The 23,092-nt window shown below is 73.2% G+C and carries 26 protein-coding genes; 12 read left to right on the top strand and 14 right to left on the bottom strand.

Annotated elements, in window-relative coordinates; genetic code table 11:
* Positions 1-71 precede the first annotated feature (71 nt).
* Both ABZ860_RS33465 and ABZ860_RS33460 read left to right on the top strand, forming a co-directional pair.
* The gene (locus ABZ860_RS33465; RefSeq protein ID WP_357227959.1) at positions 72-1,466 is read left to right on the top strand and encodes an APC family permease; all 1,395 of its coding nucleotides are present in this window, start codon (positions 72-74) and stop codon (positions 1,464-1,466) included.
* 5 nt (positions 1,467-1,471) lie between these two features.
* Positions 1,472-2,470: an acetamidase/formamidase family protein gene (locus ABZ860_RS33460; RefSeq protein ID WP_357227956.1), complete on the top strand. Its 999-nt coding sequence runs from the start codon at positions 1,472-1,474 to the stop codon at positions 2,468-2,470.
* Positions 2,471-2,474: 4 nt separating this feature from the next.
* Here ABZ860_RS33460 and ABZ860_RS33455 read toward each other — a convergent pair whose 3' ends face one another.
* The 3 genes from ABZ860_RS33455 to ABZ860_RS33445 all read right to left on the bottom strand — a co-directional run bounded on the left by ABZ860_RS33455 (position 2,475) and on the right by ABZ860_RS33445 (position 4,688).
* Positions 2,475-3,080, bottom strand: a complete 606-nt coding sequence (locus ABZ860_RS33455; RefSeq protein ID WP_357227953.1) for a response regulator transcription factor — start codon at positions 3,078-3,080, stop codon at positions 2,475-2,477.
* The gene (locus ABZ860_RS33450) at positions 3,077-4,276 is read right to left on the bottom strand and encodes a sensor histidine kinase (RefSeq protein ID WP_357227950.1); all 1,200 of its coding nucleotides are present in this window, start codon (positions 4,274-4,276) and stop codon (positions 3,077-3,079) included. The genes ABZ860_RS33455 and ABZ860_RS33450 overlap by 4 nt, the downstream gene beginning before the upstream one ends.
* Positions 4,277-4,376: 100 nt before the next feature.
* The gene (locus ABZ860_RS33445; protein ID WP_357227947.1) at positions 4,377-4,688 is read right to left on the bottom strand and encodes a hypothetical protein; all 312 of its coding nucleotides are present in this window, start codon (positions 4,686-4,688) and stop codon (positions 4,377-4,379) included.
* 200 nt (positions 4,689-4,888) lie between these two features.
* Here ABZ860_RS33445 and polX point away from each other — a divergent pair, with 200 nt between their 5' ends.
* Positions 4,889-6,607, top strand: coding sequence for a DNA polymerase/3'-5' exonuclease PolX (gene polX / locus ABZ860_RS33440; RefSeq protein WP_357227945.1), 1,719 nt, complete (start codon positions 4,889-4,891; stop codon positions 6,605-6,607).
* Between the two features lie 10 nt (positions 6,608-6,617).
* Entirely contained in the window at positions 6,618-7,712 is a 1,095-nt protein-coding gene (locus tag ABZ860_RS33435; protein ID WP_357227942.1) for a class I tRNA ligase family protein, read from the top strand.
* 1 nt (position 7,713) lies between these two features.
* On the opposite strand, the gene ABZ860_RS33430 is transcribed toward ABZ860_RS33435, so the two are convergent.
* Both ABZ860_RS33430 and ABZ860_RS33425 read right to left on the bottom strand, forming a co-directional pair.
* On the bottom strand, positions 7,714-9,072 hold the full coding sequence (locus ABZ860_RS33430; protein ID WP_357227939.1) for an MBL fold metallo-hydrolase: 1,359 nt from the start codon (positions 9,070-9,072) through the stop codon (positions 7,714-7,716).
* Entirely contained in the window at positions 9,069-9,593 is a 525-nt protein-coding gene (locus tag ABZ860_RS33425) for a MarR family winged helix-turn-helix transcriptional regulator (RefSeq protein ID WP_357227936.1), read from the bottom strand. Before ABZ860_RS33425 ends, ABZ860_RS33430 begins: the two co-directional genes overlap by 4 nt.
* A gap of 95 nt (positions 9,594-9,688) precedes the next feature.
* On the opposite strand from ABZ860_RS33425, the gene ABZ860_RS33420 reads away from it, so the two are divergent.
* Positions 9,689-10,540 (top strand): alpha/beta hydrolase, encoded by an 852-nt coding sequence (locus ABZ860_RS33420; RefSeq protein ID WP_357227934.1) that lies wholly within the window; start codon positions 9,689-9,691, stop codon positions 10,538-10,540.
* Here ABZ860_RS33420 and ABZ860_RS33415 read toward each other — a convergent pair.
* From ABZ860_RS33415 to pobA, 7 genes are read right to left on the bottom strand one after another with little or no spacing between them, the layout of a single operon-like run.
* Positions 10,518-11,420, bottom strand: a complete 903-nt coding sequence (locus ABZ860_RS33415) for a carbohydrate kinase (protein ID WP_357227931.1) — start codon at positions 11,418-11,420, stop codon at positions 10,518-10,520. The two genes, ABZ860_RS33420 and ABZ860_RS33415, sit on opposite strands and share 23 nt — an antisense overlap.
* The gene (gene pcaC, locus ABZ860_RS33410; RefSeq protein WP_357227927.1) at positions 11,417-11,797 is read right to left on the bottom strand and encodes a 4-carboxymuconolactone decarboxylase; all 381 of its coding nucleotides are present in this window, start codon (positions 11,795-11,797) and stop codon (positions 11,417-11,419) included. The genes ABZ860_RS33415 and pcaC overlap by 4 nt, the downstream gene beginning before the upstream one ends.
* Positions 11,794-12,561: a 3-oxoadipate enol-lactonase gene (gene pcaD, locus ABZ860_RS33405; protein WP_357227924.1), complete on the bottom strand. Its 768-nt coding sequence runs from the start codon at positions 12,559-12,561 to the stop codon at positions 11,794-11,796. Before pcaD ends, pcaC begins: the two co-directional genes overlap by 4 nt.
* Positions 12,558-13,739 carry a 3-carboxy-cis,cis-muconate cycloisomerase gene (pcaB, locus tag ABZ860_RS33400; protein WP_357227922.1) on the bottom strand — a complete coding sequence of 394 codons (1,182 nt, stop codon included), beginning with the start codon at positions 13,737-13,739 and terminating at the stop codon, positions 12,558-12,560. Before pcaB ends, pcaD begins: the two co-directional genes overlap by 4 nt.
* Positions 13,729-14,220 carry a protocatechuate 3,4-dioxygenase subunit alpha gene (locus ABZ860_RS33395; RefSeq protein WP_357227920.1) on the bottom strand — a complete coding sequence of 164 codons (492 nt, stop codon included), beginning with the start codon at positions 14,218-14,220 and terminating at the stop codon, positions 13,729-13,731. Before ABZ860_RS33395 ends, pcaB begins: the two co-directional genes overlap by 11 nt.
* On the bottom strand, positions 14,217-14,885 hold the full coding sequence (gene pcaH / locus ABZ860_RS33390; RefSeq protein ID WP_357227918.1) for a protocatechuate 3,4-dioxygenase subunit beta: 669 nt from the start codon (positions 14,883-14,885) through the stop codon (positions 14,217-14,219). The genes ABZ860_RS33395 and pcaH overlap by 4 nt, the downstream gene beginning before the upstream one ends.
* Positions 14,882-16,072 carry a 4-hydroxybenzoate 3-monooxygenase gene (gene pobA, locus ABZ860_RS33385; RefSeq protein ID WP_357227916.1) on the bottom strand — a complete coding sequence of 397 codons (1,191 nt, stop codon included), beginning with the start codon at positions 16,070-16,072 and terminating at the stop codon, positions 14,882-14,884. The genes pcaH and pobA overlap by 4 nt, the downstream gene beginning before the upstream one ends.
* 69 nt (positions 16,073-16,141) lie before the next feature.
* Between pobA and ABZ860_RS33380 the strand changes: the two genes are divergently transcribed.
* Positions 16,142-16,906, top strand: a complete 765-nt coding sequence (locus ABZ860_RS33380) for an IclR family transcriptional regulator (protein WP_357227914.1) — start codon at positions 16,142-16,144, stop codon at positions 16,904-16,906.
* Positions 16,907-16,912: 6 nt separating this feature from the next.
* Here ABZ860_RS33380 and ABZ860_RS33375 read toward each other — a convergent pair whose 3' ends face one another.
* Positions 16,913-17,212 carry a cellulose binding domain-containing protein gene (locus tag ABZ860_RS33375; protein ID WP_357227912.1) on the bottom strand — a complete coding sequence of 100 codons (300 nt, stop codon included), beginning with the start codon at positions 17,210-17,212 and terminating at the stop codon, positions 16,913-16,915.
* 44 nt (positions 17,213-17,256) lie between these two features.
* Here ABZ860_RS33375 and ABZ860_RS33370 point away from each other — a divergent pair, with 44 nt between their 5' ends.
* The 6 genes from ABZ860_RS33370 (at position 17,257) to ABZ860_RS33345 (ending at position 22,618) form a co-directional block, all read left to right on the top strand.
* Positions 17,257-18,060, top strand: coding sequence for an SAM-dependent methyltransferase (locus ABZ860_RS33370; RefSeq protein WP_357227909.1), 804 nt, complete (start codon positions 17,257-17,259; stop codon positions 18,058-18,060).
* 100 nt (positions 18,061-18,160) lie between these two features.
* The gene (locus tag ABZ860_RS33365) at positions 18,161-19,231 is read left to right on the top strand and encodes a 4Fe-4S dicluster domain-containing protein (RefSeq protein WP_357227907.1); all 1,071 of its coding nucleotides are present in this window, start codon (positions 18,161-18,163) and stop codon (positions 19,229-19,231) included.
* The gene (locus ABZ860_RS33360; RefSeq protein ID WP_357227905.1) at positions 19,228-20,055 is read left to right on the top strand and encodes an FAD/NAD(P)-binding protein; all 828 of its coding nucleotides are present in this window, start codon (positions 19,228-19,230) and stop codon (positions 20,053-20,055) included. Before ABZ860_RS33365 ends, ABZ860_RS33360 begins: the two co-directional genes overlap by 4 nt.
* A 10-nt stretch (positions 20,056-20,065) precedes the next feature.
* On the top strand, positions 20,066-20,860 hold the full coding sequence (locus ABZ860_RS33355; RefSeq protein WP_357227902.1) for an oxidoreductase: 795 nt from the start codon (positions 20,066-20,068) through the stop codon (positions 20,858-20,860).
* On the top strand, positions 20,857-22,158 hold the full coding sequence (locus tag ABZ860_RS33350; protein WP_357227900.1) for a nickel-dependent hydrogenase large subunit: 1,302 nt from the start codon (positions 20,857-20,859) through the stop codon (positions 22,156-22,158). The genes ABZ860_RS33355 and ABZ860_RS33350 overlap by 4 nt, the downstream gene beginning before the upstream one ends.
* The gene (locus tag ABZ860_RS33345) at positions 22,151-22,618 is read left to right on the top strand and encodes a hydrogenase maturation protease (protein WP_357227897.1); all 468 of its coding nucleotides are present in this window, start codon (positions 22,151-22,153) and stop codon (positions 22,616-22,618) included. The genes ABZ860_RS33350 and ABZ860_RS33345 overlap by 8 nt, the downstream gene beginning before the upstream one ends.
* Here ABZ860_RS33345 and ABZ860_RS33340 read toward each other — a convergent pair.
* Positions 22,509-23,000, bottom strand: coding sequence for an OsmC family protein (locus tag ABZ860_RS33340; RefSeq protein WP_357227894.1), 492 nt, complete (start codon positions 22,998-23,000; stop codon positions 22,509-22,511). The genes ABZ860_RS33345 and ABZ860_RS33340 overlap by 110 nt on opposite strands.
* Positions 23,001-23,092: the final 92 nt, after the last annotated feature.

Raw genomic sequence — 23,092 nt, 5'->3', positions numbered from 1 at the left:
TAGAAACCTTTTCGTTTTCAAGGATTGCCCCTATCGTACGGCTCTGCCCCCGTGCGTTTAGGAGCGGATCCATGTCCTCCCCACAGTCAGAGGCGCCCGGCGTCGAGCGCTTCGGTTACCAGCAGGAGCTGCGGCGCTCGCTCGGCTTCGCCGACCTGCTCATCTATGGTTTGATCTTCATGGTGCCGATCGCGCCGTTCGGCATCTTCGGCAGTGTCTTCAAGTCCTCCGGCGGGATGGTGGCGCTCGCCTACGTGATCGGCATGGTCGCGATGGCGTTCACCGCCCTGTCGTACGCCCAGATGGCCCGCGCCTTCCCGATGGCGGGCTCGGTCTACACGTACGCGGGCCGGGGCATCGCCGCCCCGGTCGGCTTCCTCGCGGGCTGGGTGATCCTGCTCGACTACGTGCTGGTGCCGGCGCTGCTGTACCTCGTGGCGAGCTCGGCCATGACGTCGTTCGTGCCCGGCGTGCCGATCTGGGTGTGGCTGATCGCCTTCATCGTGCTCAACACGGCGGTCAACTACCTCGGCATCGAGATGACCGCCCGGATGAACAAGATCATGCTGGTCGCCGAGCTGATCGTGCTGGCGCTCTTCCTGGTCGTGGGGATCGTCGCACTGGCGCAGGGCAAGGGCCACGGCAACGCCCTGAGCCCGCTGTTCGACTCCTCGACGTTCTCCTGGCCCCTGGCGTTCGGGGCCGTGTCCGTGGCGGTGCTGTCGTTCCTCGGGTTCGACGGCATCTCGATGCTCGCCGAGGAGAGCCGCGAGAGCACCCGCCGCCTCGGCCGCTCGATGGTCTTCGCCCTCGCCCTGGCCGGCGCGCTGTTCGTCGTGCAGACCTGGGTGGCGGCGCTGCTCGCCCCCAACCGCGCCGACCTCCTCGCCCACGGCGGCGACAACGCGTTCTACGACATCGCAGAGTACGCCGGAGGCCACTGGCTGAGCGTGCTGACGGCCGTCGCCACCGCCGTGGCCTGGGGTTTCGCGAACTCGCTGGTCGCCCAGGCGGCCACCTCCCGCCTGCTGTTCGCGATGGCCCGCGACCGCCAGCTCCCGAAGTTCCTCGGCAAGGTGCACCCGAAGCACAAGGTGCCGGTCAACGCCACGTTCCTGGTGGCCGGGGTGTCGCTGATCCTCGGCCTGTACATGAGCGCCCGCGACGACGGCATCACGCTGCTCGGCACGCTGGTCAACTTCGGCGCGATGACCGCGTTCCTCGCCCTGCACGTGTCGGTCGTCGTCCACTACGTCGTCCGCAACCGCAGCCGTGACTGGTGGCGGCACCTCGTGGCCCCCGCGATCGGCTTCCTGATCCTGCTCTACGTCGTGATCAACGCCAGCATCGCCGCGCAGGTGCTCGGTTTCGTCTGGCTGGCCATCGGCGTCGTGATCCTCGCCGGCTCCTCCCTGATGGGCCGGCGCCCCACCCTGTCCGCCGTCACCCCGGAGGCCAACGAGTGAACGTCGTGTCCTACCGTCCCCGCCCCGCCGACCTGTCGTACACCTTCGGCGGCCGCCCGGCCGTCGAGTCCGTGGCTCCCGGCGCGGTGCTTGAGCTGTACACCGAGGACTGCTTCGGCGGCCGGGTTCGCGGCGCAGGCGACCTCCCGTCGCAGGTCTGCGAGTTCCCCTATCTCAATCCGGTCACCGGCCCGTTCCACGTGGAGGGGGCCGAGCCCGGCGACACCCTGGCCCTCCACTTCGTCTCCATCGAGCCCGCCCGCGACTGGGCGGTCTCCACGACGTTCCCGCACTTCGGCGCGCTGACGAGCACGCACACCACCGCGACGCTGCAGCCTCCGCTGGAGGAGGCCGTGTGGATGTACGAGGTGGACGCCGAGCGGCGGACCGTGCGCTACCGGGCCCGGCGCGGCGACTTCGCGGTGGAGATGCCGCTCGACCCGATGCACGGGACCGTGGGCGTCGCTCCGGCCGCCGCCGAGGCGCGGATGACCATCACCCCGGACGCCCACGGCGGCAACATGGACACCCCCGAGCTGCGCGCCGGGGTCACCGTCTACCTGGGCGTCAACGTGCCGGGCGCGCTGTTCGCGATCGGCGACGGCCACTGCCGCCAGGGCCACGGCGAGGTCTGCGGCACCGCCGTCGAGGCGGCGATGAACACCGTCGTGGCCGTCGAGCTGATCAAGGGCGTCGTCACGCCGTGGCCGCGCCTGGAGGACGACCGCCACATCATGTCGACCGGCTCGGCCCGGCCGCTGGAGGACGCCTACCGCATCAGCCAGCACGACCTGGTCACCTGGACCGCCTCCCTCACGGGGCTCGACGAGCTGGACGCCTACCAGCTCGTCAGCCAGGGCGGGCAGGCCCCGGTCGGCAACGTCTGCGACACCAACTACACGATGGTGGCCAAGCTGCCCAAGGCGTACCTGGGCGACCCGGACGTGTACGGCTCCGCGCACGCCCGCCTGCGCGCCCTCGGCGAGGAGTACCTCAGCCGTTGAGCGCTCAGAGCCAGCCGTTGTGGCGGGCGACCCGGACGGCCTCCATGCGGTTGCGGGTGCCGGTCTTGGTGATGCACGCCGACAGGTGGTTGCGTACGGTGCTCTCCGACAGGTAGAGGCGCTGTGAGATGTCGGCGGCGGTGGAGCCGTCGGCGGCGGCCGCGAGCACCTCGCGCTCGCGCGGCGTCAGCGGGTTCGGCCCGGCGCTCAGGGCGGCCGTGGCCAGGGCGGGATCGACCACGACCTCGCCCGCGAGCACGCGCCTGATCGCCTGGGCCAGTTCGCCGACGGGCCGGTCCTTGACCACGAAGCCGCGGGCGCCCGCGTCCAGCGCCCGGCGCAGATAACCGGGACGTCCGAAGGTCGTGACGATGACCACCACGCACTCCGGGAGGGCGGCCCGCAGGTCCGCGGTCGCGTCGAGCCCGCTGCCGCCGGGCATCTCGATGTCGAGCAGGGCCACGTCGGGCTTGACCCGCAGCGCGGCGGGAACGATCTCGCCCGCCGTCGCGACCTGCGCGACGACCTCGAAGTCGTCCTCCAGGTCGAGCAGCACGGTGAGCGCGTCGCGCATCATCGTCTGATCCTCGGCGATCAGCACGCGGGTCACAGGGCGTCCTCCCGGTCGTCGTCGTCCACGCCCGCGTGCGGGATCTCGGCGGTGAGAACGAACCCCCGAGGCAGGCGGGCGGCGGTCAGCCGCCCGCCCGCGACGGCCAGGCGCTCGCGCAGCCCGCGCAGGCCGCTGCCGTCCTCCTCGCCGGCGGCGCCGCCGGCCCCGTCGTCGCTGATCTCGACCAGCACCGGGTCGCGGTCGCGGCGCAGCGTGATGACGCAGCGCCGGGCGCCGGAGTGCCGCACGACGTTCGTGACCCCCTCCCGGACGACCCAGCTCAGCAGCATGTCGGTCTCCCGCGACAGCGCGGGCCCCGACTCCTTCACCACACAGTCGACGCCGGCCGTGGCCAGGGCCGCCCTGGCGCTGTCGAGCTCGAAGGCGAGGCTCGCGTCCCGGTAGCCCGTGACCGCCTCGCGCACCTCGGTCAGCGCCTGCCGCCCGATCGCCTCGATGTCCGCGGCGTGCCGTACGGCCGCGTCCGTGTCGCGCGGGGCGAGCCGTCGTACGGCCTCGGCCTTGACGACCACCATCGAGAGCGTGTGGCCGAGCAGGTCGTGCAGGTCGCGCGAGAAGCGCAGGCGCTCGGCCGAGACGGCGGCGACGGCCAGCTTCTCCCTGGTCCGGCCGAGTTCCTCGATCACCTCGGCCATCCGGCGGAAGCCGTACGTCGTGATCCCGGCGAGCAAAGTGGTCAACGCGGTGCCCCACAGCGCCTCGCCGAACGAGCCGACGTGGACCGGGACGATCGCGGCCAGCACGGCCGTGGCGGCGACGAACGGGGGCGCCGTGCGGACCGGGAGCACGAGCGCCACGGCCACGGCGAGCAGGGAGAACAGCGTCTGCCATCCGTCCGTTCTGTAGGCCAGGGCCGCCGTGACGGTGGCCGCAGCGAGCAGCGCGACGAAGGCCACGGGCACCGGCCGCACGGCCGGGCGGGCCAGGTGGGCGGTCAGCACGGCTCCCACGAACGACACCCCCGCGGCGGCTACCAGGGCGCAGGCGGGCCAGGCGGGATCCGCCGACGCCGCGACGGCGGCCGGCGCGATCAGTAGGAGGACGGTCAGCCCGAGCGCGGGGGCGAGCAACCGGACCGGCAGCCGTGCGGGCAGCCGCGGCCGGAAACGGCCCGGCCGGGCGGCACCCGGCTCGCACCCGTCCGCTCGCGCCTTCGCCGCCGCCTCTGCCATGGCCGCCATTATGGTCGGCTTCCGGCGGAGGCGGGCAGGGCGGGATGTCGCCCTCCCCGCAGTACGAATGGCCCAGACGAACGGGCCGCCCCGGGTACGGCTACTCAGATGCGGTGTAGGCGTGCGTGCTTTCCGCGCTCGCCGTGTCGTACAACGTGACGCCGCTGCTGAACCCACCGGCGAGGTGTTCACCGTCCGGGCTGAGGGCTACGGCGTTGGGGTACTTGCCCGCCGATTCCGAGGCGTATGTGCGGACCTTGGTCAGGCTGGTGGTGTCCCATCCGTCGTACCTGTCATCGACCGGCACGATGACCATGGAGCCGTCCGCTGTGACGGTGAGGTCCCTCATCTGCGAGATGTGGGAGACGGCGCCGTCGATGGTGCCGCGCAGGGTGGCGGGCGTTGTGCTCACGTCGTACACCGACAGGTCGGTTGTGCTGGCCCCCGGCATCCCCACCACCAGGGTTTCTCAATGTCGCATACAGGCGGGTGCCGTCCGGCGTGATGGCAAGGTTGTCCTATCGGCAGGGTCCTCGGTCCCACGCGGCCGGGACCTCCGCACCTGGAGGGTGCCCGGGGGCGCGCCGCAGTCTGACCTGGGGGGTGCCTGCGATGAGACGCTGCAACGAGGAGGTCGCCGGGCTGCTGCAGGAGTACGCCGACCTGATCGCGATCACCGGGGGCGACGCGTTCAAGGTGCGGGTCTACGAGAAGGCGGCCCGGTCGGTCGGCGGGTACGGCCGGGAGATCGACGGCATGGACGCGGCGGCCCTGCGGGCCATCCCGAACGTCGGCGCGTCCATCGCCGCGAAGATCGACGAATACCTGCGGACCGGGTCGATCCACCAGCTGGAGGAGCTACGGACGAAGATCCCTGCCGGGGTGCGTCTGCTGACCACGATTCCCACGCTCGGGCCGAAGAAGGCCATGGTCCTCTATCACGAGCGGGGCGTCGACTCGATCGAGAAGCTGGAGGACGCCATCCACGCCGGGGTCCTGCAGGGGCTGCACGGTTTCGGGACGAAGACCGAGGAGAACCTGCTCCACGGCATCGAGGTGATGCGCAAGACCGGCAGCCGGGTGCACATCGGGATCGCGATGGCGGTCGCCGAGGAGATCGTGCCCGCGCTGTCGGCCGTGCCGGGCTGCGAGCGGTGCGCGTACGCCGGCTCGCTGCGGCGGATGAAGGACACGATCGGCGACGTCGACGTCCTCGCCACGGCCGACGACTCGGCCGCCCTGATGGCGGCCTTCACCACGCTGCCGTACGTCACCGAGGTGATCGCGCACGGAGAGACGAAGAGCTCGGTCCGCACGGCCGCGGGGCTCCAGGTGGACCTGCGGGTGGTGCCGAGGGACTCCTGGGGGGCCGCGCTGCAGTACTTCACCGGGTCGAAGGCGCACAACATCCGCACCCGGGAGATCGCCGTGCACCGGAAGCTGAAGCTGTCGGAGTACGGCGTGTTCGACGTGGCGACCGGCGAGAAGATCACCTCGGCGGACGAGGCGGAGGTGTACGGCATGCTCGGCCTGCCGTGGATCGAGCCGACGCTGCGTGAGGACACCGGGGAGATCGAGGCCGCGCTGGGCGCGGGGCTGCCCGGGGTGGTGACCCTGGCCGACATCCACGGCGATCTGCACACGCACACCGACCTGACCGACGGGCTCGCGCCGCTGGAGGAGATGGTCGAGGCGGCCGCGGCGCGCGGCTACGGCTACTACGCGGTGACCGACCACGCGCCCAACCTCTCCATGCAGCGGATGACCGACGAGAAGGCGCTGGACCAGCGCGAGCGGCTCCGCCGCCTCGGCGCCGCCCGCCCCGGCATGGCGCTGCTGCACGGGTGCGAGCTCAACATCGACCCGGAGGGCGAGGTCGACTGGCCGCCGGAGTTCCTGGCCGGGTTCGACCTGTGCGTCGCCTCGGTGCACTCGCACTTCACCCAGTCGCCCGAGGAGATGACACGGCGGCTGGTCCGGGCCTGCGAGAACCCGTACGTGAAGATCATCGGCCATCCGACGGCGCGGATCATCGGCAGGCGGGAGCCGGTGGACGCCGACTGGCCGAGGGTGTTCGACGCCTGCGTCCGCACCGGGACGGCACTGGAGATCGACTCCTTTCCCGACCGGCTCGACCTGCCCTCGGGCCTCGTCCGGCGGGCCGCCGAGCGGGGCGTGCTGTTCTCGATCGACAGCGACGCGCACGCCGTGCCGCACCTCGACGTCATGCGGTACGGCGTCGGCACCGCGCAGCGCGGCTGGCTCACCCCCGACCGGGTAATCAACACGTGGCCACTCGATCGGCTGCGGGAGTTCCTCCGCCCGGGATGAAGGGGGTTACATGCTGACGATCGGCCGGCGGCCGCTGCCCGTGGTGGGCCGCGCCCGGATGTACGTGTGCGGGATCACGCCCTACGACACGACCCATCTCGGTCACGCGAGGACGTTCGTGTGGGCCGACGTGGCGGCACGGGTGCTGCGGCACGCCGGCGTGCCCGTCGAGGTGTGCCGCAACGTCACCGACGTGGACGACGTGCTGACCTCGGCGGCGCGCCGGGCCGGCAGCCCCTACGACAGCTTCGCCGCCGTGCAGCAGTTCTACTTCGACAGGGACATGGCGGCGTTGCACGTGCACCCGGTGACCTACGAGCCGCGGGCGCACACCTACGTGCCGCAGGTCGTCGCGCTCGCCCGTGCACTGCTGCAGTTGGGCCACGCGTACGAGCGGGACGGCGCGGTGTACTTCCGGGGCGCGGGCGTGCGCGAGCGGGCCGGGCTCGGCGCCGAGGAGGCGGCCGGCCTGCTGGCCGAGTTCGGCGACCATCCGGATGACGCGCGCAGGGACGACCCGGCGGACGTCGCGCTCTGGCGGCCGTCGGCGAAGGGGGAGCCGGGCTGGCCGAGCGAGTGGGGCGACGGGCGGCCGGGCTGGCACGCCGAGTGCGCCGCCATGGCGCTGACGACGTACGGCCCGGCCCTCGACCTGCACGCCGGCGGCGCCGACCTGCGCTTCCCGCACCACGCGTACGAGGCCGCGATGGCCGAGGCGGTGACCGGGGTCCGGCCGTTCGCCCGTGCTTGGCTGCACGTGGGGGTGGTCCGCGTGGACGGCGCCAAGATGGCCAAGTCGGCGGGCAACCTCGTCTTCACCGCCGACCTGCTGCGGCACCACCCGGTCGGCGCCGTGCGCCTGCTGCTGCTCGACCAGCCGTGGGCGGCCGACTGGGACTACCGCCCCGAGGGCCTGGAGGAGGCCGCGGCCCGGCTGGAGCGGCTGCATGCGGCTGCGGGCCGGCCCGCCGCCTCGGCCGAGGGTGAGCGGGCGGCGATGCGCGCGCTGCTGGACGACCTGGACGTCGCGACCGCTCTGGCGATCGCCGAGGAGGAGGGCGGGCAGGCCGCCCGCACCGTGATCGCGGTGCTCGCGCTCGGGTGATCTATGCGGCCGTGGCCCGCGCGTCGTACTCGTCGTGCACGGCGACCACGTCCCGCCCTGCGGCGGCCAGGATCGACGCGGCGATGGACGCCCGGTAGCCGCTCGCGCAGTGCGTCCACACCTCGCCGCCGGGCACCTCGTCCAGCCGCGCGGGCAGCTCGTGCAGCGGGATGTGGATCGCGCCGGGGACGTGCGACTCCCGCCACTCCACCTCGCGGCGCACGTCCAGGACCACGATCGGGCGGTGGCGGCGCACGGCGGCCAGGTCGGCGAAGGTCGCCGTCGGCATGGACGCGGGCTTGTCGTCGCCGGCCCAGTCGGCGGGCCCTCCGGTGGCGGCCGCGGCCGGGCGGTCGATGCCGATCCGCGCCAGTTCGCGCTGGGCCCGCGCGATGTCCCCCGGCGTCTCGCCGAGCAGGGTCACCGGGATCCGCGGCGTTCCCGACGAGCTCCAGGGGATGAGCCAGCCCAGGTAGACGGCGAGGTTCCCGTCCAGCCCGAAGTTGAGCGTCCCCGCCAGGTGGCCCGCCGCGAACGCCGTACGGGATCGCAGGTCCACCACCCATTCGCCGGCCCGCAGGCGGCGGCGCAGCTCGGCGGCGTCCGCGCGGCGCGGCGCGGACAGGTCGGGCGCGTCCGGCCCGGCCTGGTTGAGCGGCGCCATGTGCGCGTAGTACGCCGGGTAGACGTCCAGCCCGGCCAGCAGCGACTCCACGTACTCGTCCTCGCCGCGGGTCAGGACCGGGTTGACCCGCCGCTCCCTGCCGATCGTCGACTCGGTGACCTCCGACGGGGTGGCCGAGCAGAAGCTGCCGAACCCGTGGGTGGGGAAGACGCCGGTCTCGGCCGGCAGTTCACGGGCCAGCCGGTGCGCCGAGGCGTACTGGGCGCGCGCCAGCGTTCCGGTGTGCTCGGGGCCGAGCAGGTCGGGCCGCCCGGTCGTGCCGTGCAGCAGCGACCCTCCGGTGAAGACGGCGGGCGGCCGGTCCGGGGACTCCAGCACGTACGACAGGTGGGTGAAGGTGTGGCCCGGGGTGGCGACGGCGCGCAGGCGCGTCCGCGGGCCGACCTCGACCACGTCCCCGTCCTCGACCGGGCTCCGGTCGAACGCCACGGGGTCGGCCGCGTTGACGTGGTAGTCCGCCCCGGTGGCCGAGGCCAGGGCGGGCCCGCCGGTCAGGTAGTCGTTGTGCACGTGGGTTTCGAAGACGTGGCGGATCTCGACGCCGCGCCGCTCGGCCAGGCGGAGCACCCGGTCGATGTCCCGCTGCGGGTCCACCACGAAGGCGACCTCCCCGTCGGCGACGAGGTAGCTGCGGTCGCCCAGCGAGGGGGTCTCGACTGGGATGATTTCGATCATTCAGGTCCCTCCTCCGCTCGTGAAGCACCCGTACCCAGGGAGAAGGACTTCACCTCCTCCGGGTCGGCCGCCGACGACCAGTGGGCCGGGTCGTGTGCGCCGAGCAGCCGCGTCAGGGTCGCCGTGAGCTGGGTGATCTCCGCGGGGCCGAGTGGACCCAGCAGGCGGGTGGTGGCGGTGGCGAGGGCGTCGTCGGCGCGGGCGAGCAGCTCGTCGCCGAGTGCCGTCGGCGCGATGACGCGGCGTCTCCTGTCCTTCTTGTCGGGCGTTCGGCTTATCGCCTGAAGCGCTTCCAGCTTGTCGAGGTAGGTGACCAGGTCGCCGGGGTCGAGCGCGAGCCGTTCCGCGACATCGCGCTGCATGAGGGGGCCGCACTCATGGAGGCAGGCGAGAATCCCGTGCTCGGCCTGCGAAAGGCCGACCTCCGCCAATGCCTCGCCGCACGCTCGGCGGGCCATCGTGGCCGCCCGCGCGAGGAGGAACGTGGGCTGTCGGCGAAGGGACTCGGGGTGTGCCGGCACGACCCCACGGTAGCAAATACTTGGACACCCCTATCATTGGATGGCCCTAATATCGTCGCCGTGCATGCGCAGAGGATGAGGAGAGGGAGCGGGCGATGACGTCGACACGAACGGTGGCGGTGCCTGGCGGGGAGCTGGCATACACCGAGGCCGGGGACGCCGGCGCCCCGGTGCTCGTCCTGCTGCACGGCTGGCCCCAGACGCGGCGATGCTGGGACCGGCTCATTCCTCTCGCCGCGGACACCTACCGGGTGATCGCCTTCGACCTGCCCGGCATCGGCGCATCCGCCGGCGTTCCCACCGACGGGACCAAGCATCAGATCGCGGCCGTTCTCCACGAGGCACTCACCGGCCTCGGCGCGGTGGACGCGGTGCTCGTGGGGCACGACATCGGAGGCATGATCGCCTACGACTACGTCCATCACTACGACGACGCCTCTCACGCGGTCATCCTGGACGCGGTCATCCCCGGCGTCGACCCGTGGGAGCGGATCCTGGCCAACCCACGCCTGTGGCACTTCGCGTTCCACGCCACGCCTGATCTGCCTGAGACCCTCGTCAGCGGCCGGGAGGGCGCCTACTTCCGGCACTTCTTCGACCCCCTCACCCACCCCGATCACCCCATCCCCGAGGAACGGCAACGCGTGTACGCCAAGGCCTACGCCACCCCCGCCGCCCTCACCGCGGGCTTCGACATGTACCGCGCGTTCGCCGCGGACAGCGACCACAACCGGTCACTCGACGCCTGCGCGACGCCGTTGCTCTACCTGCGCGGCGAACACGGCATGCGCATGACCACCACCTCTCTGGACGCCTATCGCGAGGGACTGTCGGCCGCCGGGAACGAAGATCTCACTGTCGGGCTCGTCCCCGACGCCGTCCACTACCTCCCGGAGGAGAACCCGGACGGCACCTGGCACGCGATCAGCCGCTTCCTCGGCGGCTGAACGCCCCGGCCGAGGCCTCCTCCCGGGTCGGCGGGACCGCGCCGGCGCGGGTGCAGACGAGCGCGGCGGCGGCGCAGCCACGCCGCAGCGCCTCGGCCACACGCTCCCTGCTCGGCGCAGCGCCGTCGAGCGCGTCGAGGTAGGCGGCGGTGAAGGTGTCGCCCGCGCCGACCGTGTCCACCACCTCGACCGCCGGGGCCGGGCAGGCGATCACCTCGCCGTCCAGGAGGGCCGTCGCGCCGTCGCCGCCCCGGGTGACCACCACGAGATCAGGGCCCAGGCCGGCCCATCGCCGCGCCACGTCGAGGAAGGGCTCGCCCGGGTGGAGCCATTCGAGGTCCTCCGCGCTCACCTTGACCAGGCGCGCGAGCCGTACGCACTCCTCGACGTGGGCCAGGGCGCGCGCCCGGTCGCCGATGAGGGACGGCCGGATGTTCGGGTCGTAGGACACCGTGATCCCCGCCTCGGCGGCGGCCCGCATCACCTCCCGCACGTGGGCGGCGCCCGGGCCGGCGAGCACGGCCAGGGAGCCGGTGTGCAGGCAGGTCACCCCGTCGAGCGCGACCGGCGCGGAAAAGCGCCAGTCGAAGCGGAAGTCGTAGGAGGCCGAGCCGTCCGCGCCGATCCGGGCGAAGGCCAGGCCGGTCGCCGCCGCCGGGGCGAGGTCGCCGGTCCCGATCCCATAGCGGGTCAGGTGGTCGCGCAGCAGGCCGCCGAAGAAGTCATTGCCGGCCTCCCCGGCGAACCGCACCGGCCGGCCGAGCGCGGCCAGCGCCACCGCGACGTTGAGCGGGCTGCCGCCGGGCACGGCGGTGAAGGTCCACGATCCCGGCGTGCCGATCAGGTCGACCAGGCTCTCGCCGACCACGAGGAACGTCATGCAGCGTCCCCCGAAGTATCCTCCGCCAGCACCCGCTGGGCGACGGCGAACGCGGCGTTGGCGGCGGGCACCCCGCAGTAGATCGCGGTCTGCAGCAGCACCTCCTTGATCTCGTCGGTCGTGAGCCCGTTGCGCCGCGCGGCCCGCACGTGCATGGCCAGCTCCTCCAGGTGCCCGCGCGCCACCAGGGCGGTGAGCGTGATGCAGCTGCGGGTCCGTCGGTCCAGCCCCGGCCGGGTCCAGATCTCGCCCCAGGCGTACCGGGTGATCAGGTCCTGGAAGTCCGCGGTGAACTCGGTGGTCCGCGCCTGCGCCCGGTCGACGTGCGCGTCGCCCAGCACCTCGCGGCGCACCCGCATGCCGTCCTCGTCGCTCATGCCGTCCTCCAGCGGGTGGACAGGTGCCGCGTGATCGCCTCGTTCGCGACGTCCGGGCGTTCGGCGGTGGCCAGGTGGGCGGCTCCCGGCACGACCAGCAGCTCGGCGTCCGGGATGCCCCCGGCCAGGACCTCGGCGTGCACGGGCGGGGTGGCCGGGTCCTCGGCTCCCGCGACCACCAGCGCGGGCGCGCGGACCTCGCCGAGCCGGTCGCGGACGTCGAAGACCGCCAAGGCCTCGCAGCACGCGGCGTACCCCTCGGGGTCCGCGCCGCGCAGCATGTCCAGATAGCGCTCGGCGTCGGGGAAGCCCTCCGTGAACCACCGCCTCCTCGTCGCCTCGATCAGGGGCTTCGTGCCCTCCGCGCGGACCAGCGCGGCGCGCTCGTGCCAGCTTTCCGCCGTGCCGAACCGCGCGGAGGTGCAGCACAGGACCAGACTCGCGACGCGGTCCGGCGCGCGCAGCGCCAGCGTGGTTCCGACGGCCCCGCCCAGCGACACCCCGGCGTACGCGACCGCGTCCAGGCCGTGCCGGTCCAGCAGGGCCAGCACCCCGGCGGCGAGGTCGTCCACGGTCGGATCACGCGTGAGCCCTGATGCGGACGGCGACCCGCCGTGGCCGGGCAGGTCGTAGCGGAGCACCCGCCAGGTGCGCGTGAGCGCGGGAAGCTGCGGCTCCCAGAGGTCGAGCGTCGTGCCCAGCGAGGGCCCGAGCACGACGACCGGCGCGTCCGGCGGTCCGTCGAATCGGTGGTGCAGGATCATGGGCCTTTCCTCGTGTGGAATTCCAGCGCCCGGTCCACGAGCGCGGGCGCCTGCCCGATGCCGGGATCTTCGCCGTGATCGGCCAGCACGGCGAGCAGGTGATCGAGATTGTGCCGCATGCGCTCGGGGAACACCTCCAGCCCCTCGGCCAGCTCGGCGGCCGTCTCGGCCGCGCCGCCGGCCAGGCGCAGGCACTCGCGCAGCGGCTGCCACTCGGCGTGCCAGCTCCCCGCGGGCCGCTCGTGCTCGGCGACCCGCGAGGCGAGCGGAATCTGCGCGAGCGCGGGCGCCTGCAGCGCCGCCGACCTGATCATCGTGGCGAGCACCGGGTTGCGCTTGTGCGCCATCGCCGACGAGCCGCCCCGGCCCGGTGCGGCGGGCTCGGCGACCTCGCCCACCTCGCTCTGCGCCAGCAGGATCACGTCGGTGGCGAGCTTGCCGAGCGCGCCCGTCACGGCGGCGAGCGCGCAGGCCAGGTCGGTCACGGGCGTGCGCAGCGTGTGCCAGGGCAGCACCGGCTCGGCCAGCCCGGTCTCGGCCGCGAACAGCGGCAGCAGCTCCAGAGCCCGCTCGCCGTACCCGGCCATGGTGCCCGCCGCGCCGCCCAGCTGGACCGGCAGCCGCACCGCCGCCAGGCGGTCGCGCGCGTCCCGGCAGCCGACCAGCCACCCGGCGGCCTTCAGCCCGAACGTGGTGGGCACCGCCTGCTGCCCGAGCGTGCGGCCCGCCATCGGGGTGTCCCGGTGCTCGCCGGCGAGCCGCGCCAGCGCGGCGAGCACCCGGCCGAGGTCGCGCAGGATCACCTCGCGGGCCCGCGCGGCCACCAGCATCGCCGCCGTGTCGAGGATGTCCTGGCTGGTGGCGCCGTGATGCACCCAGGACCCGGCCTCGCCCGCGGCGGCCCGCAGGTCCTTGACCAGCGGCACGACGGGGTTGCCGGCGTCCCTGGCGCGGCGGGCGAGATCGGCCGCGTCGTAGCGGTCCTCCCCGCTCAAGGCCCTGGCCGCCTCGATGATCGCGGCGACGGCCCGCTCAGGGACGACGCCGAGGCGGGCCTGCGCCCGCGCGAGGCCGGCCTCCGCCTCCAGCATCGCCCGCAGCCAGGCGTCGTCGGCCGTGACCGCCGCCACCTCCGTGCCCGCCCACACCGGGGAGAGCAGCCCCGCGTCAGAACTCAAGGAAGACCGTCTCCTGCTCGCCCTGCAGCCGTACGTCGAACCGGTAGACGTCCTGCCCTTCGGGGCGGGCGAGCAACGTCGCGCGGCGGGCCGGGTCGAGGGAGTCGAGCAGCGGGTCGGGCACGTCGGCGAGGTAGACGCGGGTCCGCACCGGCTTGAGCAGGCCTCGCGCGAAGACCAGCAGCGCGGCGTACGGCCGGGACGGCGGCGCGAGGCGGAACCGGTAGGAGCCGTCGGGCGCGGTGCCGCACCGCCCGAAGCCGCTGTCGCCCGCTTCCGTGCGGCGCAGCGCCCCCCGGGTCCCCGAATCGCCGGTCCAGAGCTCCAGCAGGGCGTCGGGCACCGGCTCGCCGGCCCCGTCGAGCACCCGGCCGGTGATCGTCACGGCCCCCGGACGGCCCTCGGGGACGAGCTCCCAGTCGGCCGCGTACGGCAGGGCGAACCCGAAGAACGGGCCGACGGTCTGCGAAGGGGTGGTCACGCGTCCTCCATCGGGGTACGGCCCAGCACCACGTCCCATCGGTAGCCGAGCGCCCACTCCGGCTCGGTGATCTCCAGGTCGAAGGCGCAGACGAGCCGCTCGCGGGCGGCCGGGTCGGGAATGGACTGGAAGATCGGGTCGAAGGCGAACAGCGGATCGCCGGGGAAGTACATCTGCGTCACCAGGCGCTGGGTGAAGGCCGTGCCGAACACCGAGAAGTGGATGTGCGCGGGCCGCCAGGCGTTCGGGTGGTTGCGCCAGGGATAGGCCCCCGGCTTGATCGTGACGAACCGGTAGCGGCCCTCGTCGTCGGTCAGGCACCGGCCCGCGCCCGTGAAGTTGGGGTCGAGCGGCGCCGGGTGCTGGTCGCGCTGGTGGGCGTACCGGCCGGCGGAGTTCGCCTGCCAGATCTCCACCAGCGTGTCCGGCACCGGCCGGCCCGACGCGTCGAGGACGCGCCCGGTGACGATGATGCGCTCGCCGAGCGGCTCGCCCGCGTGGCCCGCCGTCAGGTCGGCGTCGAGCGGGTCCACCTCGCCGCGGCCGAAGACTGGTCCGGTCAGCTCGGCCGCCTCTGGGTCCTCCTTCATCTCCAGCGGCGGCCGGGACGGCGCCCGCAGGACCGTGCTGGCGTAGTCCGGGTAGAGGTAGGGCGGGTGCGTCACGATGTCTCCTCTTGGTAGGGCAGGCCCACGTAGTTCTCCGCCAGCGTCGTCCCGGCGGCCTCGGACGACGTCACGTAGTCGAGGTAGGAGGTCTGCAGCCGCCGGGCGTAGGCGTCGTCGGACTCGAACGTGTGCAGCAGCGTCGTCATCCACCACGAGAAGTGCTGGGCCCGCCACACCCGGGGCAGGCAGGCCCGCGAGTAGTCGTCCAGCGCTTCCGTCGAGCCGTCGGCGAAGAAGCGCGCCAGCGCCTCGGTCAGCACCCGCACGTCGGCCACCGCCAGGTTGAGCCCCTTCGCGCCGGTCGGCGGCACGATGTGAGCCGCGTCCCCGGCCAGGAACAGCCTGCCGTACTGCATGGGCTCGGCCACGAAGCCGCGCATCGGCGTGATCCCTCTTTCGACGATGTCGCCGGTCGCGAGGGTGAAGCCGGGCACGGTCTCCAGCCGGGCCCGCAGCTCGGCCCAGATCCGCTCGTCGGGCCACGCGGCGAGGTCCTCGTCGGGCGCCACCTGGAGGTAGAAGCGGCTGATCTCCGGGGAGCGCATGCTGTGCAGCGCGAAGCCGCGCTCGGTCCGCGCGTAGATCAGCTCTTCTGAGGACGGCTTGACCTTGGCGAGGATGCCGAGCCAGGCGAAGGGGTAGTCGCGGCGAAACTCGGTCAGCACCCCCTCGGGAATGGACGCCCGGGACACGCCGTGGAAGCCGTCGCACCCCGCGATCACGTCGCAGTCCAGCCGCCCCTGCGTGCCGTCCGCCTCGGTGAAGGTCAGGTAGGGCCGGTCGGTCGCCGCGTCGTGCACCGCCACGTCGTCCACCTCGAAGCGGACGTCGCCCCCGGCCGCCAGCCGGGCGGCGATCAGGTCCTTGACGACCTCCTGCTGGCCGTACACCGTGATGGAGCGGCCGGGCACCAGCCGCTCGAAGGCGATCCGGTGGCCCGCTCCGCCGTACCGCAGCTCGATGCCGTGGTGGGGCAGGCCCTCCCGCTGCATCCGCTCGCCCACCCCCGCCTCGACGAGCGTGTCCACCGTGCCCTGTTCGAGCACCCCTGCCCGCACCCGCCGCTCGACGTACTCCCTGCTGCGGCGCTCGAGCACGACGGACTCGATCCCGCGCAGATGGAGCAGATGGGAGAGCAGCAGACCGGCAGGTCCGGCCCCGATGATCCCGACCTGAGTTCGCATGGGTCAAGCATCGGGAGCATCCGCCGTCCCGCGTAGGCTTTGCTTCTACTGAGTGGAAGAAGGGGTCACATGGCCGGCGGCGCACGCGACCTGGGGCGTTCCGTGACGTCCCGGGCTCTGGCCATCCTCGGCGCCTTCGACGCCAACCACCCGCGGCTCACGCTGTCGGAGATCGCCGGACGGACCGGCATGGCGCTGAGCACCTGCCACCGGCTCGTCGGAGAACTGGAGGAGTGGCGCGCCCTGCGCCGCGGCGCCGACGGGCGCTACCAGATCGGCCGCCGCCTGTGGGAGCTGGGCCAGCTCGCCCCCGATCCGCTGCAGGAGGTGGCGCATCCCTGGCTGCAGGAGCTGTTCGGCGGAACGGGGGAGAACGTCCACCTGGCGGTGCGCGACGGGATCGAGGTGCTCTACGTGGACAAGGTGTACGGCAAGCGGGCCGTGCCGATCGTGTCGCGGACCGGCTCGCGCCTGCCCATGCACCCGACCGGCGTCGGCAAGGCGCTGCTCGCCTTCGAGCCGGACTGGTTCGTCGGCTCCTACCTGTCGAGGCCGCTCGAGCGGCCGACCCCGCACACCATCACGGAGCCGGGACGGCTGGCCCGCGAGCTGGCCCAGGTGCGCGTCCAGGGGTACGCCACGACCCACGAGGAGATGACGCTCGGCTCCTGCTCGGCGGCCGCGCCGGTGCTGGTCGGGGACCGGCCCGTCGCGGCCGTCGGCATCGTGGTCTCCTCCAGACGGGTGCGCGAGCTGCCCCGCCTGGTCGATCCGCTGCTGGCCGTCGCGGCCCGCATCGCCTGCGACTACCGGGCCGCCGTCACCCGGGCCTGAGGTGTCCTACGCCGGGGTGCAGGTCAGGCCGGTCACTCCGAACACGCCGTTCGCCGAGCTGCCGACCGCGGTGATCGTGACGGCGCCTCCCGGGGTGACGGCGCCGTTCCACGACACGTTCGTGGCGCTGACGCTCTGCGCGCTCTGCGTCCACTTGGTGGTCAGCAGCGAGAAGAGCTTCTCGTCGCCGGTGAACGTCCAGGAGATCCGCCAGCCGGTCAGGGGGGGTCGTGCCCGTGTTGGGGCGGATGTCATGAGCACGGGCCGGATGCCGCCGTCGTCCCGGCGCGCGCGTGAAAGTTTCACTCCCCTAAGATCGTTCCGGGATAGAGGCGGACGAGGGGATCGCGGTGAGCCGGGACGAGGAAGCGCTGAAGGCCATCGACTTCTCCACGCCGAGTGTGGCGCGGATCTACGACTGGTGGCTGGGCGGCAAGGACAACTTCGCGGTCGACAGGGCCGCCGCCGAGAAACTGCTCGAACTGGTCGGCGCCGACGGCCGCCTGGTGATCAGGCAGAACCGGGAGTTCCTCGGCCGCGCCGTCCGCTTCCTCAGCGAGTCGGGCATCCGGCAGTTCCTCGACCTCGGCACCGGCATCCCCACGCAGGGCAACGTCCACGAGGTCGCCCACGAGGTCGATCCCGAGGCGACCGTCGTCTACGTCGACAACGACCCCATCGTCGCCGCGCACGGCCGGGCGCTGCTCACCGGCAGCGGCCGTACGGGCGTGGTGCAGGCCGACATGCGCGACCCGGACACGGTCGTCGAAAGCCCGGTCACGAAGGACCTGATCGACTTCAGCAAGCCGGTGGCCGTGCTGTTCGTCGCCGTGCTGCACTTCGTGGACGACGACGACGCCGAGCGCGTGGTGTCCTACTTCCGCGAGCGCATGGCCCCCGGCAGCTACCTCGTCATCTCCCACGGCACCCAGGGCCGCCTCAGCGAGGACACGATCACCGAGACCCGGGCGGTGTACGAGAGGTCCACGGCCGCGCTGCGCGACCGCACCCCCGAGCACATCGCCCGGTTCTTCACCGGGTTCGAGCTGGTCGAGCCGGGGCTGGTCGACGTGGCCGACTGGCGCAACGACAGCGAGTTCGTCGAGCACAGCAAGGGCGGCTACGTCCTCGGCGGCGTCGGCCGGCTCCGCTGAGTCCTCCCCTGAGTCTTCCCCTGGGACTTTCGTCCCTGCTGAGCGGCCCGCGGACGGCCGTACTGTAAGCGGGAAGGGGCGAACGGGCGAGGGGGACGCCGTGGACGCCATCGTGATCGAATCTCTCGACCCCCTGGTCGCCGAGCTGCGGTCCCGGGGTTACGCCGTCGTGGGCCCGGTGGTGCGCGAGCGCGTCATCCGCTTCGAGGAGATCGCGTCGGCCGACCGGCTCGCCAGGGGCTGGACCGACGTCCAGGAGCCCGGGCGCTACCGCCTCGCCGAAGGCGCCGGCGAGATGGTCTTCTCCTTCGCGGCGAGCCCCGACTCCGCCAAGCGGTACACCCAGCCGCCCCGCCAGACGCTGTTCCGCATGCGCGGCGAACAAATCGAGGAGGCGGAGGAGGAGGCCCCGCGGGTCGCCCTGCTCGGGGTGCGGGCCTGCGACCTGGCCGCGATCGCCGTGCAGGACCGGGTCTTCCTCGGCGGCAGGCACCCCGATCCGGCCTACCTGCGGCGGCGTCAATCCCTGCTGCTGGTCGCGGTCAACTGCGCCGTGCCGGGCGGCACCTGCTTCTGCGTCTCCATGCACACGGGCCCCCGGGCGACCACCGGGTTCGACCTCGCGCTCACCGAGCTGGCCGCGCCGCACCGGTTCGTGGTGGAGACCGGCAGCGAGCGGGGCGAGCGGATCGTCGCGGAACTGCCGCACCGGCCCGCCTCGGCCGAAGACCTGGCGGCCTCCGCCGAGGTGTCCCGTGACGCCGCCGAGCACATGGGCCGCCACGTGGAGACCGAGGGCATCCAGGAACGGCTGTCGGCGCACGACTCGCCGCGCTGGGCGCAGGTCGGCGCGCGCTGCCTCACCTGCACCAACTGCACGATGGTCTGCCCCACCTGCTTCTGCACCACGGTCGAGGACGCCACGTCGTTCACCGACGGCACGGCCGAGCGGATCGAGCGCTGGGACTCCTGCTTCACGCTGGACTTCTCCGAGGTCAACGGGGCGCCCGTGCGCGGCTCGAACGCCGGCCGCTACCGTCAGTGGCTCACCCACAAGTTCTCGACCTGGATCGACCAGTTCGGCATGTCCGGCTGCGTCGGCTGCGGGCGCTGCATCACCTGGTGTCCCGTCGGCATCGACGTCACCGAGGAGCTGGCGAACCTGCCATGATCGGCGGCCCGCACCCGATGACGCCGGCGCCCTACCGCGTGCGGTCCCGCCGTCCTGACCGGGTCGACACCGCGACCCTGACGCTGGAGCCGCTGCGCGGGGACTGCCCGCCGTTCCACCCCGGCCAGTTCACCATGCTGTACGCCCCCGGGGTGGGGGAGATCGCCGTCTCGATCAGCGGGCGGGCCCCCTCAGGCGGCTACACGCAGACGATCAGGGCCGTGGGCGCGGTCAGCGCCGCCCTGTGCGGCAAGCGGCCGGGCGACGTCGTCGGCGTGCGCGGGCCGTACGGCCAGGGGTGGGGCCTGCGCGAGGCGGCGGGCCTCGACGTGGTGGTGGCGGCCGGGGGCCTCGGCCTCGCCCCGCTGCGGCCGGTCGTGCGGGCGCTGCTGCGCGACCGGCTCGGGTATGGCCGCATCAGCGTGATCGTCGGCAGCCGGGCGCCGGCCATGCTCGTGTATCCGGGGGACCTCGCCTGCTGGGCCCGGCAGGGCGCCGACGTCGGGGTGATCGTGGACCACCCCGACCACACCTGGTGCGGGCAGGTCGGGCTGGTCACCCGGCTGATCGACCGGATCGTCTTCGAGCCGCGCCGCACGTACGCCTTCGTGTGCGGGCCTGAGGCGATGATGCGGGAGACGGCGGCTGAGCTGGTGCGGCGCGGCGTCGCCCCCGCCCGGGTGGAGCTGTCGCTGGAGCGGAACATGAAGTGCGCGGTGGCCCGCTGCGGCCACTGCCAGTTCGGCCCGCTGTTCGTGTGCGAGGACGGGCCGGTGCTGCGGTACGACCGCGCGGCGCCGATGCTCGCCGTCCCGGAGTTGTGAGGGGGTGCCGGTGGTGGACAGGGCGCCCCGGCTGGCCGTGTGGAAGTTCGCCTCCTGCGACGGGTGCCAGCTCACGTTCCTCGACTGCGAGGACGAGCTGCTCTCCGTGGCGGCCCGGGTGGAGATCGCCTACTTCCTGGAGGCGTCCAGCGCCCCCGGGCCAGGACCGTACGACCTGTCGCTCGTGGAGGGGTCGATCACCACGCCCGAGGACCTGGAGCGGATCAGGCACGTGCGGCGCGTGTCGAAGCGGCTGGTCACGATCGGCGCGTGCGCCACCGCCGGGGGCATCCAGGCGCTGCGCGACTTCGCCGACGTCAGGGAGTTCGCCGCGGTCGTCTACGCCCGGCCCGACTACATCGCCACCCTGGACCGCTCGACCCCGATCGCCGCCCACGTGCCGGTCGACTTCGAGCTGCGCGGCTGCCCGCCGGACAGGCGCCAGCTGCTCGAAGTGATCTCGGCCTTCCTCGCGGGGCGGCGGCCGGTCGTGCCCGCGCACAGCGTGTGCGTGGAGTGCAAGGCAAGGGGCAACGCCTGCGTGATGGTCGCGCACGGCACGCCGTGCCTGGGCCCGGTCACCCAGGCGGGATGCGGGGCGCTGTGCCCGGCGTTCAACCGGGGCTGCTACGGCTGTTTCGGCCCGATGGAGAGCCCCAACCACGCCTCGCTGAACCACTGGATGCGCGATCTCGGGATGAGCACCCCCGAGCTGGTGCGGATCTACCGGACCTACCACGCCACCGCCGAGCCGTTCCGGAGGGCGGCGGAGGAGGCGGAGGAGTCCGGTGAGGGGGAGGAGTGACGCACAAGACGGTGCGGATCGGCGCCCTGACCCGGGTCGAGGGCGAGGGCGCGCTGGTGGTGCACGCCCGCGACGGCCGGATCATCGGCCTGGAGCTGCGGATCTACGAGCCGCCCCGGTTCTTCGAGGCGATGCTCCGGGGCCGGGCGCACAACGAGCCCCCCGACATCACCGCTCGCATCTGCGGCGTCTGTCCCGTCGCCTACCAGATGAGCGCCTGTCAGGCGATCGAGGCGGCCTGCGGCGCCGAGGTCACCGGGCCGCTGCGCGACCTGCGGCTGCTGCTCTACTACGGCGAGTGGATCGAGTCGCACGCGCTGCACGTCTACCTGCTGCACGCGCCCGACTTCCTCGGCTACGACAGCGGCGTCGCGATGGCCGCCGACCGGCGCGACCTCGTGGAGCGCGGGCTCGAGCTGAAGAAGGCGGGCAACGAGCTGATCACCGCCATCGGCGGGCGGCCCATCCACCCCGTCAACGTCAAAGTGGGCGGTTTCTACCGCGCGCCGGCCCGGCGCGAGCTCACCGCCGTCGCCGAGCGGCTGCGCCGCGCCCGCGACCACGCCCTCGCCACCGTCGCCTGGGTCGCGGGGTTCGACTTCCCCGACGTCGAGCACGACTACCGGTTCCTCGCGCTGCGCCACCCCGGTGAGTACGCCATTCTGTCCGGCACGGTCGTCACCGGCGACGGATACGGCCCGGTCTCCGGCTTCGAGGTGGCGCGGTGGCCGGACCACGTGGTCGAAGAGCAGGTGCCGCACTCCACGGCGCTGCACGCGCGGCTCGACGGCGCGACCGGCTACCTCACCGGCCCCCTCGCCCGCTACGGGCTCAACTCGGCGCGGCTGTCCCCGCTCGCCCGGGAGGCGGCCACCGCCGCAGGTCTCGGCCCTGTCTGCCGCAACCCCTACCGCGGCATCGTCGTGCGGGCGGTGGAGATCGTGCACGCGTGCGACGAGGCGCTGCGCCTCCTCGACGGGTACGCCGAGCCGGAGCGGCCGTGCGTGCCGGTCGTTCCCCGGCCGGGCGTCGGCCACGGCGCCTCGGAGGCTCCGCGCGGCACGCTCTACCACCGCTACCGGCTCGACGACGGCGGGCTGGTCGCCGAGGCCGACATCGTGCCGCCCACCGCGCAGAACCAGGCGCGCATCGAGGCGGACCTGCGCGACCTGCTGGCCCCGCGCCTCACCCTGCCCGAGGACGAGCTGGCCGGTCTGTGCGAGAAGGCGATACGCAATCACGACCCCTGCATCTCCTGCTCGGCCCACTTCCTCGACTTCCGGGTGCACCGTGGGTGACAGCGTGGTCATCGGCCTCGGGAGCGATCTGCGCGGCGACGACGCGGCGGGCCTGGAGGTCGCCCGGCTGCTGCGGGGCACGCTGCCGCCGTCCGTGGCCGTCGTGGAGAACTCCGGAGACCCGGCGGCGCTGGTCGAGGCGTGGTCGGGCGCGGCGCTCGCGATCGTGGTCGACGCCGTCTCCTCCGGCGCTCCGCCCGGCACCGTACACATGCCCCTGCACCTGCCCGCGCGGTCGCTTCCGCGCGCCGGCTCTCATGCCCTCGGGCTGGCCGACGCCGTCGCGCTGGGCCGCGCACTCGGCCGCCTGCCGGGCGAGCTGGTCGTCGCCGGCATCGAGGGCGGCGACTTCACCCCTGGGGCCCCGATGACCCCGCAGGTCCTGGCCGCGGTCCGCCGTACGGCCGATGGGCTGCGGGAACGGCTGTCTCGGGAACGGTCTGGCGGACCTCGAACGTGACCCGCGGCGGCACCCGCAGCGTGGTGCAGACGGCGCAGTGCTCCAGCACCGACAGGAGCGAGGCGCGCAGCCCCGCGGGCAGGCCGGGGGCGTCCACCGACAGCTCGATGCGGTCGATCCGCCCCGGGCAGACGCCCAGGCCGTACCGCGCGGTCACGCCCACCCCGGCGGGCAGCTGGCGCTGGCGCAGGTAGCGTTCGGCGCAGCAGGCGACGCCGGCGGCCACGCTGCCCACGAACAGCTCGGCCGGAGTGGGGCCGGTGTCGCTCCCGCCGACGTCCGCCGGCTGGTCGGCGCGGACCACGTGGCGCCGGATCCGGACGTCGAACCGGTCGGCTCCGTGCCAGGCCACCCGGATGACGCCGTCGCGCGGCTCACTCATGTATCCGAGTATGTCCGTGGCGGGTGGTGGGTGGGCGCATACGGAGCGTAAGAAGCCGGTCGCGACCTGGCAAAGAGCAGGAGCCCGAAGTG

The sequence above is a fragment of the Microbispora sp. NPDC046973 genome (genome assembly GCF_040644495.1).
Classification (GTDB): Bacteria; Actinomycetota; Actinomycetes; order Streptosporangiales; family Streptosporangiaceae; genus Microbispora.
This window is presented reverse-complemented; position numbering and strand designations above follow the sequence as displayed.